The organism is Streptomyces chromofuscus (assembly GCF_015160875.1).
GTDB lineage: Bacteria > Actinomycetota > Actinomycetes > Streptomycetales > Streptomycetaceae > Streptomyces > Streptomyces chromofuscus.
This window is the reverse complement of the sequence record NZ_CP063374.1, coordinates 4,978,902-4,991,812: the sequence shown is the minus strand read 5'-3', so window position 1 is coordinate 4,991,812 and position 12,911 is coordinate 4,978,902. Positions and strand designations below refer to the sequence as shown.

Annotated in this window: 13 protein-coding genes and 1 pseudogene; 6 read left to right on the top strand and 8 right to left on the bottom strand. The window is 70.1% G+C overall.

The window, feature by feature from the left end; translation table 11 throughout:
• The first annotated feature begins 25 nt into the window (after positions 1-25).
• Complete coding sequence (locus IPT68_RS22600) at positions 26-616, top strand: VanZ family protein (protein ID WP_189702228.1); 591 nt, start codon at positions 26-28, stop codon at positions 614-616.
• A 63-nt stretch (positions 617-679) separates the two neighbouring features.
• Positions 680-883 carry a PspC domain-containing protein gene (locus IPT68_RS22595; RefSeq protein ID WP_189702227.1) on the top strand — a complete coding sequence of 68 codons (204 nt, stop codon included), beginning with the start codon at positions 680-682 and terminating at the stop codon, positions 881-883.
• Between the two features lie 92 nt (positions 884-975).
• On the opposite strand, the gene IPT68_RS22590 is transcribed toward IPT68_RS22595, so the two are convergent.
• Complete coding sequence (locus IPT68_RS22590; RefSeq protein ID WP_189702226.1) at positions 976-1,332, bottom strand: ATP-binding protein; 357 nt, start codon at positions 1,330-1,332, stop codon at positions 976-978.
• 151 nt (positions 1,333-1,483) lie between these two features.
• Positions 1,484-2,647 (bottom strand): adenosine deaminase, encoded by a 1,164-nt coding sequence (locus tag IPT68_RS22585; RefSeq protein ID WP_189702225.1) that lies wholly within the window; start codon positions 2,645-2,647, stop codon positions 1,484-1,486.
• 113 nt (positions 2,648-2,760) lie between these two features.
• On the opposite strand from IPT68_RS22585, the gene IPT68_RS22580 reads away from it, so the two are divergent.
• Positions 2,761-3,522, top strand: coding sequence for a prolyl oligopeptidase family serine peptidase (locus IPT68_RS22580; RefSeq protein WP_189702224.1), 762 nt, complete (start codon positions 2,761-2,763; stop codon positions 3,520-3,522).
• A gap of 720 nt (positions 3,523-4,242) precedes the next feature.
• Here the strand turns inward: IPT68_RS22580 and IPT68_RS22575 are convergent.
• Positions 4,243-5,196: a LysR family transcriptional regulator gene (locus IPT68_RS22575; protein ID WP_189702223.1), complete on the bottom strand. Its 954-nt coding sequence runs from the start codon at positions 5,194-5,196 to the stop codon at positions 4,243-4,245.
• A 63-nt stretch (positions 5,197-5,259) separates the two neighbouring features.
• Here IPT68_RS22575 and IPT68_RS22570 point away from each other — a divergent pair, with 63 nt between their 5' ends.
• Both IPT68_RS22570 and IPT68_RS22565 read left to right on the top strand, forming a co-directional pair.
• Positions 5,260-6,528 (top strand): MFS transporter, encoded by a 1,269-nt coding sequence (locus IPT68_RS22570; protein WP_189702222.1) that lies wholly within the window; start codon positions 5,260-5,262, stop codon positions 6,526-6,528.
• Positions 6,529-6,664: 136 nt separating this feature from the next.
• On the top strand, positions 6,665-7,678 hold the full coding sequence (locus IPT68_RS22565) for a sigma-70 family RNA polymerase sigma factor (RefSeq protein WP_189702221.1): 1,014 nt from the start codon (positions 6,665-6,667) through the stop codon (positions 7,676-7,678).
• Here IPT68_RS22565 and IPT68_RS22560 read toward each other — a convergent pair.
• Complete coding sequence (locus IPT68_RS22560) at positions 7,562-7,948, bottom strand: STAS domain-containing protein (RefSeq protein WP_189702220.1); 387 nt, start codon at positions 7,946-7,948, stop codon at positions 7,562-7,564. The genes IPT68_RS22565 and IPT68_RS22560 overlap by 117 nt on opposite strands.
• 135 nt (positions 7,949-8,083) lie before the next feature.
• On the opposite strand from IPT68_RS22560, the gene IPT68_RS22555 reads away from it, so the two are divergent.
• On the top strand, positions 8,084-9,007 hold the full coding sequence (locus IPT68_RS22555) for an AEC family transporter (RefSeq protein ID WP_189702219.1): 924 nt from the start codon (positions 8,084-8,086) through the stop codon (positions 9,005-9,007).
• A 7-nt stretch (positions 9,008-9,014) separates the two neighbouring features.
• Here IPT68_RS22555 and IPT68_RS22550 read toward each other — a convergent pair whose 3' ends face one another.
• From IPT68_RS22550 to IPT68_RS22535, 4 genes and pseudogenes are all read right to left on the bottom strand, one after another.
• The gene (locus tag IPT68_RS22550) at positions 9,015-9,608 is read right to left on the bottom strand and encodes a Uma2 family endonuclease (RefSeq protein WP_189702250.1); all 594 of its coding nucleotides are present in this window, start codon (positions 9,606-9,608) and stop codon (positions 9,015-9,017) included.
• A gap of 91 nt (positions 9,609-9,699) precedes the next feature.
• The gene (locus tag IPT68_RS22545) at positions 9,700-11,073 is read right to left on the bottom strand and encodes a group II intron reverse transcriptase (RefSeq protein WP_407699454.1); all 1,374 of its coding nucleotides are present in this window, start codon (positions 11,071-11,073) and stop codon (positions 9,700-9,702) included.
• A 161-nt stretch (positions 11,074-11,234) separates the two neighbouring features.
• Positions 11,235-12,427, bottom strand: a protein-coding gene (locus IPT68_RS22540) for an IS3 family transposase (protein WP_407699453.1) whose coding sequence is annotated in 2 segments (ribosomal slippage) — positions 11,235-12,163 and positions 12,163-12,427 — 1,194 coding nt in all. Because the reading frame shifts where the segments join, the coding sequence is not laid out codon by codon here.
• Positions 12,428-12,503: 76 nt separating this feature from the next.
• A pseudogene (locus IPT68_RS22535) lies at positions 12,504-12,791 on the bottom strand (reverse transcriptase N-terminal domain-containing protein); the annotation flags it as partial.
• Positions 12,792-12,911 lie beyond the last annotated feature (120 nt).

Genomic DNA, 12,911 nt, shown 5'->3' with positions numbered 1-12,911 from the left:
CGCCGTGGACCGCGTCTAGGGGGTCGTGCAGCGTCAAGGCTCCAGGGGCGGCAGCGCCGCGATCCGCATGCGCGTGACGGGGGGTGTCCTCCTCGCCGCGCATCTCGCGTTCGTCGCCTGGTACACGCTGCGTCCGCTGGACGTGCCCTGGGTGATGCCCGCCAATCTGCGTCCGCTCGCCGGCATCCGTGCCGACCTCGCGCTGGGCTGGCCGCAGGCGGCGCGCGCCGTCGGCGCCGGACTGGGGCTGCTCGCGCCGCTGGGCGTGCTGCTGCCGGTGGTCGCCGGCAGACTGCGGGTCTCCCCGCTCGGCTCCCTGGTCCGCACGGTCGCCGCCGGGGCACTGATCTCGCTCGGCATCGAGCTGCTCCAGACCGGCGTGCCCGGCCAGGTCGTGGACGTGGACTCGCTGCTGCTGAACACCACGGGCGTCGCCTTCACCCACGTCGCGGTCGTGCCGGCGGGCCGCCACTGGCTACGCCGCAGGGCGGAGGCCCGGCGCCGGGCGTCGCCGCCGTCACCGCCCAGGGAGGACACGTATCAGGGTCGTACCCCGACGATTCCCAGGGTCGGGATCGCCCCATGGAGTGACGCTTTGCCCCCTTCGTCGCCATAGCGTTGATGTCAGACGAGGCAGCCGGCAGGGATGCCTCGGACAGACGCTCACGAAGGAGCCGCGATGAGCCGCCTTGCCCGCCCCACCAGTGGTCGGATGATCGGCGGAGTGTGCGCAGCGCTGGCACGGCGCTTCGGCACCTCCGCGACGACGATGCGGGTGATTTTCCTGCTTTCCTGTCTGCTGCCCGGCCCCCAGTTCCTGCTCTACGCCGCGCTGTGGATCCTGCTGCCGTCGGAGGCCAAGGCGGCCCGCACGGCCTGGTGACAGCCACCGGATCCGCCCTCCCTCAGGGGCACACGCCGATGGGGCGCACCCTTCTTCGGGATGCGCCCCATCGGCACGTTCACGGGGGTGGCTCAGCCCAGCGGGATGCCGTTCACCGGGGTGCCGTGGGTGGGCAGGCCCTGCACCGGCAGCCCGCCGAGCAGTTTGCCGGCCGGGCCGGTCGGACCCTCGGCGAGCACCGACTCGGCGGCCGGCTGGGCCGCCCGCAGGCCGGCGCCGAGCGCGGTGTGACCCTGGTGCAGCGCCGCGGCCGAGCCCGGCACCGTCTGGTTGAGGTTCTCCGCGGGCAGCGTCCGGGCGACCGTGTCCAGAGCCTGGCTCGCGTCCGGAAGGGCGGCCGGAGCGGCGTTGGCGGCACCCGCGCCGGCGGCGGCGAAGGCGGCACCGAGGGCGGCGACACCGAGGGTCTTGGCGGCAGACTGCTTCATCGTGAATTGCGTCCTTGACTGACGGAAACGGGATGACGGGGATGACGAATCAGGGGGGAGCGGTCCAAGAACGTAAACACGTGACGCCACCCTCCGCAAACATGGAAATACGGACGGATGGTGAACGCCCGCCCGCATTCCCCGCCCCCGCTCAGCCCTCCAAAGCGCCAGATCCCCTGGTGGAAGCGGTCTGCTGGAACAGCCATTCGGACTTCAGCTCGGCATATCCGGGCTTGATCACGTCATTGATCATGGCCAGTCGTTCGTCGAAAGGAATGAATGCCGACTTCATAGCATTGACCGAGAACCACTGCATGTCGTCGAGCGTGTAACCGAATGCGTCGACAAGGTGCTCGAATTCCCGGCTCATGCTGGTGTGGGACATCAGGCGGTTGTCGGTGTTCACGGTCGCGCGGAAGTGCAGCCGCCGCAGCAGGCCGATCGGGTGCTCGGCGTACGAGGAGGCCGCGCCGGTCTGGAGGTTGGAGCTGGGGCACAGCTCCAGGGGGATGCGCTTGTCCCGGACGTAGGAGGCGAGCCGCCCGAGCTTCACGCTGCCGTCCTCGGCGACCTCGATGTCGTCGATGATCCGCACCCCGTGCCCGAGCCGGTCGGCGCCGCACCACTGCAGGGCCTGCCAGATGGACGGCAGCCCGAAGGCCTCGCCGGCGTGGATGGTGAAGTGGTTGTTCTCGCGCTTGAGGTACTCGAAGGCGTCGAGGTGCCGGGTGGGCGGGTAGCCCGCCTCGGCGCCCGCGATGTCGAAGCCGACGACGCCGAGGTCCCGGTAGCGGTTGGCGAGTTCGGCGATCTCCAGGGCGCGGGCCGCGTGCCGCATCGCGGTCAGCAGGGCGCCCACGCGGATGCGGTGGCCGTTCTCCCGGGCGATCCGCTCGCCCTCCCGGAAGCCCTCGTTGACGGCCTCGACGACCTCCTCGAGGGTGAGCCCGCCCTCCAGGTGCTGCTCGGGGGCGTAACGCACCTCGGCGTAGACGACACCGTCCTCGGCGAGGTCCTCGGCGCACTCGGCGGCGACCCGGACCAGGGCCTCGCGGGTCTGCATGACCCCGACGGTGTGCGAGAAGGTCTCCAGATACCGCTCCAGCGAACCGGAGTCGGCGGCCTCGCGGAACCACAGGGCGAGCTTGTCGGGGTCGGTGTCGGGAAGTTCGGTGTAGCCGGGCGCGCGGGCGAGGTCGACGACGGTGCCGGGACGCAGCCCGCCGTCGAGGTGGTCGTGCAGCAGAACCTTGGGCGCCCGGCGGATCTGGTCCGAGTTCGGCGTGCGCCCCATCCGGTCAGTCTGGCTCGTCATTTCCGCACTCTAACTCCTACGCGCGTAGATCGCCCGGTGTACGTTTCCGCCGATACGTAACGGTGACCGTGCGGACGGGTGGCGTACACCGGCGCTTCTGACACTGTTCTGTCATGGCACAGCAAGCGACGCCGGTTCGCACGGCCCGGCTGGGACGGGCGTTCGGTCCGGAACCGACGGCGGTGAGCGGAGTGGTGCTGCTGCTCCCCCGCGGCGAGGAGGACTCCACCCGCAGGCCCTCCTCCCTGCTCGCGGCCGCGTCCGTACAGGGGTTGGGACGCCGTCTGGTACGCGCGGGACGCGCCGAGGGGCTGGCCGCCCATGTCGTGCACTACCGCTGTCGCGGGTGGAACGGCAGCGAGGCCCATCTGGCCCGGGACGCCGCCTGGGCGGCGGACGAGGCGGTACGGCGGTACGGCGACGTCCCCGTCTGCCTGGCCGGGATCGACATGGGCGGGCGCGCGGCGCTGCACGCGGGCGGGCACGAGGCCGTCAACTCCGTGGTCGCCATCGCCCCCTGGCTGCCGGAGGACGATGTGGCCGCGTCGCCCGAACCGGTGAAGCAGTTGGTGGGGCGGCGGGTGCTCATCGTGCACGGCACGAACGACGAGCGGACGGACCCCGAGCTGTCGTTCCGGTACGCGGCGCGGGTGAAGAAGGCCAACCGGGACGTGTGCCGGTTCGAAGTGCACTCGGACGGGCACGGGTTGCGTCAGCACCGGGACGAAGTACTGGCGTTGACAGAGGACTTCGTGCTGGGCGCGTTGTTCGGGCGGTCGTTGTCCCGGCCCGTCGAGGACGCGCTGGCCGCTCCGCCGCCGCTGGGATTGCGGATGCCGTTGGCCTCCGGCTTCGGACGGTCGTTGAGGCGCTGAGCGCAGGGGTTCGGCCGGCCGCCGGGTTCGGACGGTCGTTGAAACGCTGAGCGCAGGGGTTCGGCCGGCCGCCGGGTGCGGGCCAACTACGAGATGCCGAGACCCAAGGGTTCGGCCGCCAGGTTCGAACGGTCGTTGAAACGCTGAGCGCAGAGGTTCGGCCGGCCGCCGGGTGCGGGCCAACTACGAGACGCCGAGACCCAAGGGTTCGGCCGGCCACCAGGTTCGAACGGTCGTTGAGACGCTGAGCACAGGGGTTCGGCCGGCCGCCGGGTGCGGGCCAACTACGAGACGCCGAGACCCAGGGGTTCGGCCGGCCGCCGGGTTCGGACGGTCGTTGAAACGCTGAGCGCAGGGGTTCGGCCGGCCGCCAGGTGCGGGCCAACTACGAGACGCCGAGACCCAAGGGTTCGGCCGCCAGGTTCGAACGGTCGTTGAAACGCTGAGCGCAGAGGTTCGGCCGGCCGCCAGGTGCGGGCCAACTACGAGACGCCGAGACCCAGGGGCTCGGCCGGCCGCCAGGTTCGGACGGCCGCCGGGTGCGGGCGAAGGCTTGGGCGCCGAGACCGAAGGGTTCGGCCGGCCGACGGGTTTGTGGACGAACGACGGGTGCCGGGGTCGAGGGATTCGGCGGGACTCAAGGTGTGCGTCGGGGCGGGGGCGTCCACGTGGTGGAGCCGCGCCTCGGGGCTGCTCCGCGTCCCCCACCGGCGTCCGCGGTCACGTGGGGAGCAGGTTGCCCCTTCGGGAGAGCAGGAACTTCTTGAAGGCGGCCACGGGCGGGGTGTCCGGGCGGCCCTCCAGCCAGGCCACGCCGATCTCGCGTGCCGCGCGGGGAGCCGTGACGGTCAGCTCCACCACACCGGGCCGGGCCACCGCCGGGGGTGGGAGCAGGGCCACGCCCAGGCCGGCGGCCACCAGGCCGCGCAGCGTCTCCGCCTCCTCGCCCTCGAAGGCGACGCGCGGCTTGAAGCCGGCCTCGCGGCACAGGTCGTCCGTGATGCGGCGCAGGCCGTATCCGGGCTCCAGGGTGACGAAGGTCTCCTCGGCGGCCTCGGCCAGGCGGACGCGTCTGCGGGTGGCCAGCCGGTGATCGGCCGGGACCACGAGACGGAGCTTCTGCTCGTCGAGGCGGCGGGCCACCAGGTCGGGGGCGTCGGGGACGGGCGAGGTCAGGCAGAGGTCCAGCTCGCCGGCGCGCAGGCGTTCGAGCATGGCCTCGCCGTAGTTCTGGACCAGGCTGAAGCGGACCCGGGGGTGGTCGGCGCGGAAGGCGTGCAGCAGACCCGGGACGGTCTCCGCGCCCATGGTGTGCAGGAACCCGAACGCGACCTTCCCGGTGGTCGGGTCGGCGTCGGCGCGCACCTCGTCCGCGGCCCGCTCGATCTCGGCGAGGGCCCGCTCGACGGAGGCGAGGAAGGCGCGGCCGGCGGTGGTGAGGGAGACGGTGCGGCCACGGCGGGCGAACAGGTCGACGCCCAGGTCCTCTTCGAGGCGGACCATCGCGCGGGAAAGGGTGGACTGGGGGACGTTCATCTCCCGCGCGGCCCTCGTGACGTGCTCGGTGCGGGCGACGCCGGCGAAGTGCGCGAGCCGTGGGGCGAGGAGTGTGACGATGTCTTCTGTGTCACTGGCCGGTGACAGCCGAGGCCGTGAGCTCTGTTGATGCACCATGGGAACGATTATGGCGATTCCGTGCATTGGACGGATGAGCGGGAGCGTACGTAGTTTCGAGACATGACTCCCGCCAGTACCGGGGCGTCCACCACCGTGGGCGCCGCCTCCTCCGCTCCCGTCACCGACTCCCGTATGACCCCGGGCGGCCCCGGCTACCGCCGGATGAGCTTCGCCCTCTTCCTCGCGGGCGTGGCCACCTTCGCGCTGCTGTACTCCACGCAGGCCCTGCTCCCCCTGATCTCGGGGGACTTCGGCGTGACGGCGAGCGAGGCGAGCTGGACGGTGGCGGCGTCGACGGGCGGTCTGGCGCTGTTCGTGATCCCGATGAGCGCGCTGTCCGAGCGGTTCGGGCGCCGTACGGTCATGACGGCGTCGCTGGCGGTGGCCGTGGCCGTGGCACTGCTGGTGCCCTTCGCCGGATCGCTGACGACGCTGGTCGCGCTGCGGGCGGTGCAGGGCGCCGCGCTGGCGGGACTGCCGGCGTCGGCGACGGCGTACCTGGCGGAAGAGGTCCGGCCGAGGGCGCTGGTCACGGCGATCGGTCTGTTCGTCGCGGGCAACAGCGTCGGCGGTATGAGCGGCCGGGTCGTCACCGGGTGGGTCGCGCAGGAGTGGGGCTGGCGGGTGGCGGTCGGCGCGCTCGGCGTCCTCGCCGTGGCCTGCGCGGTCGCCTTCCGGCTGCTGCTGCCCGCGCCGAAGCACTTCACCGCGGGCTCGCTGCGCCCGCGGGTGCTGCTGGGCACGGTACGGGCGCACCTCGCCGACCCGCTGCTGCGCCGGCTGTACGCGATCGGCGCGCTGTTCATGACGGTGTTCGGCGGCGTGTACACGGTGATCGGCTACCGGCTGACGCAGGAGCCGTTCGGGCTGCCGCAGGGCGTGGTGGGCTCCGTCTTCCTCGTCTACCTGGTGGGTACGGTGTCGGCGTCGGCGGCGGGCCGGCTGGTCGGGCGGCTGGGGCGCAGGGGCGCGCTGTACCTGGGCGGCGGCACGACGGCCGCGGGACTGCTGCTGTCCCTGGCCGACTCGCTGGCGCTGGTGCTGCTGGGCCTGGTGCTCATCACGGCGGGCTTCTTCGCGGGGCACGCGGTGGCCTCCTCCGCGGTCAGCAGGACGGCGACGCACGGACGCGCCCAGGCCTCGGCGCTGTACCAGTCGGCGTACTACGTCGGTTCCAGCGCGGGGAGCACGGTGGGGGCGATGGCCTTCCACGCGGGCGGCTGGGCCGGGACCGTGGCGGTCGGTCTGCTCGCGGTGCTGGGCGTCGTCGGGATCACGCTGCTGGGCTCGGTCGCGGCGGCCCGGGTGGCCGCGGCCCGCACGGCGTAGCCGGCCCCTGCCCCGCCCCCAGACTGACCTGCTCCTTTCCCCACTCCGGGAGCCGTTGTCAGTGGCCTGCGGTAGCTTCCGAAGTGCTGCACGCAAAGGCGCGCAGCACCGGAACGGCCACAGGGGTGGGTGGACGATGAGCAACGGCACGGCGACGACGGACCTCGACGCCACACTGGAGAAACACCGGGTCGAGCTGACGGGCTACTGCTACCGCATGCTCGGTTCCTCCTTCGAGGCGGAGGACGCGGTCCAGGACACCCTCGTCCGCGCCTGGCGCAGCTTCGACAAGTTCGAGGGACGCTCCAGCGTCCGCTCCTGGCTCTACCGCATCGCGACCAACGTGTGCCTGGACATGCTGAACGCGGGCAACAGGCGCGCCCGGCCGATGGACCTGTCGGAGTCGACCCCGCTCGCCCAGGCGGCGCTGTCCCCGCGCCCCGACCACACCTGGCTGGAGCCCATGCCGGACGCCCGTGTGCTGCCCTCGACCGCCGACCCCGCGGAGGCCACGGTAGCCAAGGAGTCGGTGCGGCTGGCCTTCATGGCCGCCCTCCAGCAGCTGCCGCCCAAGCAGCGGGCCGTGCTGATCCTGCGCGAGGTGCTCGCCTGGAAGGCGAGCGAGGTCGCCGAGCTGCTCGGCACCTCGGTCGCGTCGGTCAACAGCGCCCTCCAGCGCGCCCGCGCGACCCTCGCCGAGCGGGCCGACCAGGGGGCCGACGCGGCGGTGTCGGACCCCCTGGACGAGGAGCAGCGAAAGCTCCTGGAGCGGTACGTCGCGGCCTTCGAGGGCTACGACATGACGGCGCTGACCGCCCTGCTGCACGAGGACGCGGTGATGACGATGCCGCCGTTCGACCTGTGGTTGCGCGGCCCGGCCGACATCACCGGCTTCATGACCACCCTCGGCTCCGCCTGCGCCGGCTCCCGGCTGCGGCCCGTCGAGGTCAACGGCCTGCCGGGCTTCGCGCACTACAAGCCGGACCCGGAGTCGGGCGGCTTCGCCGCGTGGGCGGTGCAGGTACTGGAGATCTCAGACGGCCGGATCACCGGGTTCCACTGCTTCCTCGACACCAAGCGCTGGTTCCCGCTGTTCGGGCTGCCCCTCCACCTCGAAGCGGAGACCGACCAGATCGAGGAGGGCGTGTAGCGCCGGGTCGGGGTCACGCAGCCGGATCCCGGACCCGGCCCGTCTTGCCGTCAGCGCCAGCCGGGCCAGCAGATCGACCGTCGCCAGACCCGGTGGCCCGAGACCCCCGACATCGCACACCACCACGGGCGCCCCTGTGGCCTCCAGCAACGCCCGCACGTCATCGCACAGCCCTTTCACCTCGTCCCGGGTGACGGGGCCGGCCAGCACGAATTCGGCGGGGGTCATGGCATCCACGTCCCATAGACCGCCGGGACCGCCATAAGTCATCGCGGACCGGCCCCGTGCCGCGCCACGAGGATCACATTGACCTGGGCGAGGGCCGCCCCAGAGGGTTGGGTGCATGCCCCATGGATCAGCCCCGCCCGCGATACCCGGTGTCCTCCTCCGCGCCGAGGAGGCCCTGTGCAGGGGGTGTTGAGCGGTTTCGCGGTGATCGCGGTCGTCATCGGGGCCGGTTACCTGCTCGGTGTGCGCGGTCACCTCGGCGACCAGGGCCGTGAGGTCCTGACCAGGCTCGCCTTCCACGTGGCCTCACCGGCCCTGCTGTTCACCACCCTCGCGGGCGCCGATCTCTCGGTGATCTTCTCCAGCCGGCTCCTGGTCACGGCGCTGAGCACGGCGGCCGTGGCGGGCGTGTTCGTGGCCGTGGGTGTCGCCCGCCGCTGGGGCGTGGGCCGTACGACGATCGGCGCCCTGTGCTCCAGCTACGTCAACTCCGGCAACCTCGGCATCCCGATCGCCGTGTACGTGCTGGGGGACGCGTCGCTGGTGGCGCCGGTGCTGCTGTTCCAGCTCGTCGGGGTCACGCCGGTCGCGCTGACGATCCTGGACCTGTCGACCGGCGGTGGGGCGACGCGGCCGCTGTGGCAGCGTCTGCTCACTCCGCTGCGCAATCCGATCGCCCTGGGTTCGCTGGCGGGGGTCGCGGTGTCGGGGACGGGTCTGCACGTCCCCGGTCCGGTCATGGACCCGCTGACGCTGATCGGGAACATGTCCGTACCGGCCGTCCTGCTCGCCTTCGGCATCTCCCTGCGCGGCAGCACGTTGCCGCTGCGCGGCGGGGAGCGGGGGCCGGTGCTGCTCGCGGTGGCGCTGAAGGCGGTCGCCCAGCCGGTGCTCGCCTGGGTACTGGCGGCGGGTGTCTTCGGCCTTCGGGGGGCGTCGCTGCTCGACGTGGTGGTGACGTCCGCGCTGCCCGCCGCGCAGAACCTGTTCACCTACGCGAGCAGCTACCGGGTGGGCGAGGCGCTGGCGCGCGAGGCGATTTTGCTGTCGACGGTGCTGTCAGTGCCGGTTCTGGTGGTGGTGGCGGCGCGGCTCGGCTGACGGCGGGTCATCCGTTGGGAAAGTCGCTCGTGTCCAGGTCGAGGGCGAAGGGCTTGGGCAGCGGAACGGTGACGCCGAACTTGCCGGCGTGCAGCACTCGGTAGACGGCGCTCCGAGGCTCGCCGTACAGCGTGATGGTGGGCCCTCCGGGTGCCCAGCTGTCGATGAGGAGATACAGGGGTACCCCGGCCTGGGCGTAGCCTGCAGCCTTCTTGATCCGGTCATGGCTCGCGTTCGACCTGGAGGTGATCTCCACGATGAGCTCGGCCGCCTCCGCCGCCACGTAGTTGCGCTTCTCGGCGCGCAGGGCCTGCCTCGGCGCCACGGCGATGTCCGGGATGTACAGCCCGTCACGAGACGGAACAGCTGTGCCCAGCGTCTGGTAAATGCCCCATTCCTTGGGGATCACCTCGTACAGACTGCGCTGCACAAGGTCGGCGATGTCGTTGTGGGCATTGGACGACGGCGGTGCCACGGTGACGATCCCTTCGATGATCTCCACCTTGCAGCCCTCGGGTGCGTCCGTCTCCTGCCAGATCCGGACAAGGTCGTCCCACTCGTGGCCACTGGCCGCCGCATGGTCGACGGTGAGTGCGCTCAGTCGGGTAGCCGGAGGGCGTTGCCGCCCTCCGGCCCCCTCAGAACCGGACGTGCGGCTGTTCACCGCATCCGGCTCAAGCGGGCCCCTGGAGTCACGCGGGTCGGTCATCTTGCTTGGCCCTTCTGTGGTCGCCGGCATGGTGCTCGCGATGGCAGTCGGCGTGTACGAGGCGAAGATTCGTCCGCTCGTCCGAGCCGCCGTCGCGCCGGTAGATGAAGTGGTGCTTGTGCAGCGGCTTCATCGATGCCGAGAACCAGGCGGCCCACTCGCGCGGGTTGTCCGGTGTGTACTCGGCATCGGGGATCAGGGGCTGTTCACACAGCGCGCAGATCCCCTTCTGACGGGATGCGAGGGTGATGGTCCACCTGTCGGCGGTCCCGGGCATCCTTTTGCGTCGGCGGTTCGCCCAGTACTCGGCCAGTGATGGATCGTCAGGTGAGTTGCCTTCCTTGACGATCACGTGCCGGACGATCCTGGTCCAGTTGAACTTGTAGAGGTAGGTGCCGGTGTCCCGGTCACCGAAGACCCACTGGTCCTTCCGGGTCGAGTTGAAGACGCCGTAGTGCTTGGCCAGTCGCCAGCTCTTCGGCTTGTTCGGGTGGGAGTGCTTGACCCACTTCTGCGTGAGCGTCCACACGTAGAAGTCCAGGGACTTGAAGGTCTCCTTGGACACCACCGTCCGGTAGTAGGTGGCCCACCCCTTGATGATCGGGTTGAGCCTCCTCACCACAGCTCCAGCGTTCGCCCCTCGCAGGCCGATCACTTCACTGCGGAGCCGTTCCCGGACCCTCTTCACAGCCGCCTTGCTCGGCTTGATCAGCAGAGTCCCGCTGTATCGCCGGATGTTGAACCCGAGGAAGTCGAAGCCTTCTTCAAGGTGGAGGACGGATGTCTTCTCCTCGTTGAAGGCGACCCCGCGCGGGATCATCCAGCGAGCCAGCTGCTCCTTGACCCGGCGGGCTTCGTCTTCGCTGTGACAGAACACAGCGAAGTCATCCGCGTACCGAACCAGGACCGGAGCATCCCTTCGGGACTTGTTGGAGCGTCCCTCCGTGATATGCCCGGCCGCTGTCTCCATGCCGTGCAAGGCCACGTTGAGCAGCAACGGGCTGATCACACCACCCTGAAGAGTCCCCTCATCGGTGGGCGAGAATCGTCCACAATCCATCACCCCTGCCTTGAGCCACCCCCGGATCGCTTCCCGCGCCGGGAAGGTACCGATGAGGCCCATCAGGTGGTCGTGCGAAATACGGTCGAACGCCGCTGTCAGATCAGCATCGAGCACCCATAACCGCCTGGCCCGTCTCTGGCCCGCGATATTGAAGATGGCACCGATCGCGTCATGACAGCCCCGGCCAGGGCGGAAACCGTAGCTTCGCTGCTCGAACCGGGCTTCCCACTCGGGTTCCAGTGCGTTCTTGACGCGAGCCTGACGGACCCGGTCACGGATCACTGGAATACCCAAGGGTCGCTGCTTTCCGTTGGCTTTGGGAATGTACACACGCCGGACGGGCAGGGGCTTTCCAGGACAACGCTCCGCTGCGATTTCAGCGGCCAGTCGCCCTCGCGCGCTCGGAGTGAGCGCACTGAGCTGCCCCGAGTCTCGTAGAGTCCGGTGATCTTGTTTCAGGCGGACTGCGGGGCCTGCTCCTGGCTTCGCCAGAAGGCTTGCTCGTACTCGGCCGGCGGTACGTAGTCGAGGGCGGAGTGGAGGCGTTCTTCGTTGTACCACGTGACCCACTGGAAGATCGCCCGCTCGACTTGGTCGACGTCCTTCCAGGGGCCCTGCATCTCGATGAGCTCGGCCTTGAAGGTGCCGTTCAGGGCCTCGGCCATCGCGTTGTCATAGCTGTCCGCGACGGAGCCGACCGACGCGGAGGCGCCGATGTCGGCGAGCCGGTCGGTGTACCGAATCGATACGTATTGCGACCCGCGGTCGCTGTGATGAATGAGGCCGGAGTCCTTCTTGATCCTCCGTCTCCACAACGCCATCTCCAGTGCGTCCAAGGGGAGTTCGGTCCGCATGTGGTTCGCGACCTGCCAGCCGACGATCATCCGCGAGTACACGTCCAGGACGAACGCCACGTATGCCCACCCGGACCAGGTGCGCACATACGTCATGTCCGCCACCCACAGCTGGTCGGGGCGGGATGCGGTGAAATCGCGGTCGACCAGGTCCGGCGGGCGGGGCGCCGACGGCTCCGGCACGGTGGTCCTGCGGCGTTGACCACGGATGACGCCCTCCAGGCCCAGCTCGCGCATCAGCCGTTCGGCGGTGCAGCGGGCCACGTCGACGCCCTTACGCCTGAGCGCGCGGGTGATCCGGCGGGCGCCATAGGTGCCGCCCGACTCGGCGTGGACCTGCTCGATCAGGGGCATGAGCTGCTCGTCCCGCAGTCGGCGGGCCGATTTCGGCCGCTTCTTGCGGGCGTAGTAGGCCGACTCGGACCAGCCGAGCACCCGGCATACGGGCCCGACCCCGAAGCCGCTGTCCTTCAGGCTGTCGATCACCTGGTCGGCCTCGTCCGGGGACGGTCGAGCTCCTGGGCAAAAAGCGCACTCGCCGCTTTGAGGATCTCGTTCGCCCGCCTCAACTCCGCTACTTCTTTGCGGAGTTGTTTCAGCTCCTCACGCTCGACGCTGGTCAGCCGGTCGTCGCGCTCGCCGCTGTCCGCCTCGGCTTGGCGGACCCAGCCGCGCAGGGCTTCCTTGTGGATGCCCAGGTCCTTGGCGACGTGCGCAATCGGACGGCCCGTCGTGCGGACCTCTCGGACGGCCCGCTCACGGAGCTCGTCCGGGTATTTACGTGGTGCTGGCACTGCTCGTGGTTCTCCTTCGGGCCAGGATCATAAGCCTGGCTTCAGGGACTCCACGAGACCGGGGTCAGCTCACACGTTCTCGGTCAATCCCTGCTGTCCGACGGCCTGTGCTCTGCTGCGTCACCCGCTTCACGCTCACGAGCGTGTTCGCGTGAGACCGCAGCATCAGCTTCTGCAAGTTCCGGACCTTCTTCAGGTCCCCTTCCTGCGTGGCTGTGAAGATGCGCTGCCTCAGTCGCCGTACCGACGCTTCCGCCTTGGCCCAATCAATGTCGTGCCAGGCTTGGGCGTAGTCCTCCGATCCGTTCGCCGTCGTAGGAGGCATCGTCGCCACAGGCGTCGCTGCTTCACCTGCCTTCGGCATCCAACTTGCCCTTCGGTTCGAGGTCCTTTGCAGTTCTTCTTCACGGGCCCACCTGATCCGCGTGGGCTCCCTTTCGGGCCGGGGTGTTGCTCCCGTATCCGACGAGTTATGTGACGCGGT

Bases quoted from the DNA above. Each gene is read 5' to 3' on its own strand.
- IPT68_RS22595 (WP_189702227.1), top strand. From the start codon at position 680: ATGAGCCGCCTTGCCCGCCCCACCAGTGGTCGGATGATCGGCGGAGTG.
- IPT68_RS22590 (WP_189702226.1), bottom strand. From the start codon at position 1,332: ATGAAGCAGTCTGCCGCCAAGACCCTCGGTGTCGCCGCCCTCGGTGCC.
- IPT68_RS22585 (WP_189702225.1), bottom strand. From the start codon at position 2,647: ATGACGAGCCAGACTGACCGGATGGGGCGCACGCCGAACTCGGACCAG.
- IPT68_RS22580 (WP_189702224.1), top strand. From the start codon at position 2,761: ATGGCACAGCAAGCGACGCCGGTTCGCACGGCCCGGCTGGGACGGGCG.
- IPT68_RS22575 (WP_189702223.1), bottom strand. From the start codon at position 5,196: ATGGTGCATCAACAGAGCTCACGGCCTCGGCTGTCACCGGCCAGTGAC.
- IPT68_RS22570 (WP_189702222.1), top strand. From the start codon at position 5,260: ATGACTCCCGCCAGTACCGGGGCGTCCACCACCGTGGGCGCCGCCTCC.
- IPT68_RS22565 (WP_189702221.1), top strand. From the start codon at position 6,665: ATGAGCAACGGCACGGCGACGACGGACCTCGACGCCACACTGGAGAAA.
- IPT68_RS22560 (WP_189702220.1), bottom strand. From the start codon at position 7,948: ATGACTTATGGCGGTCCCGGCGGTCTATGGGACGTGGATGCCATGACC.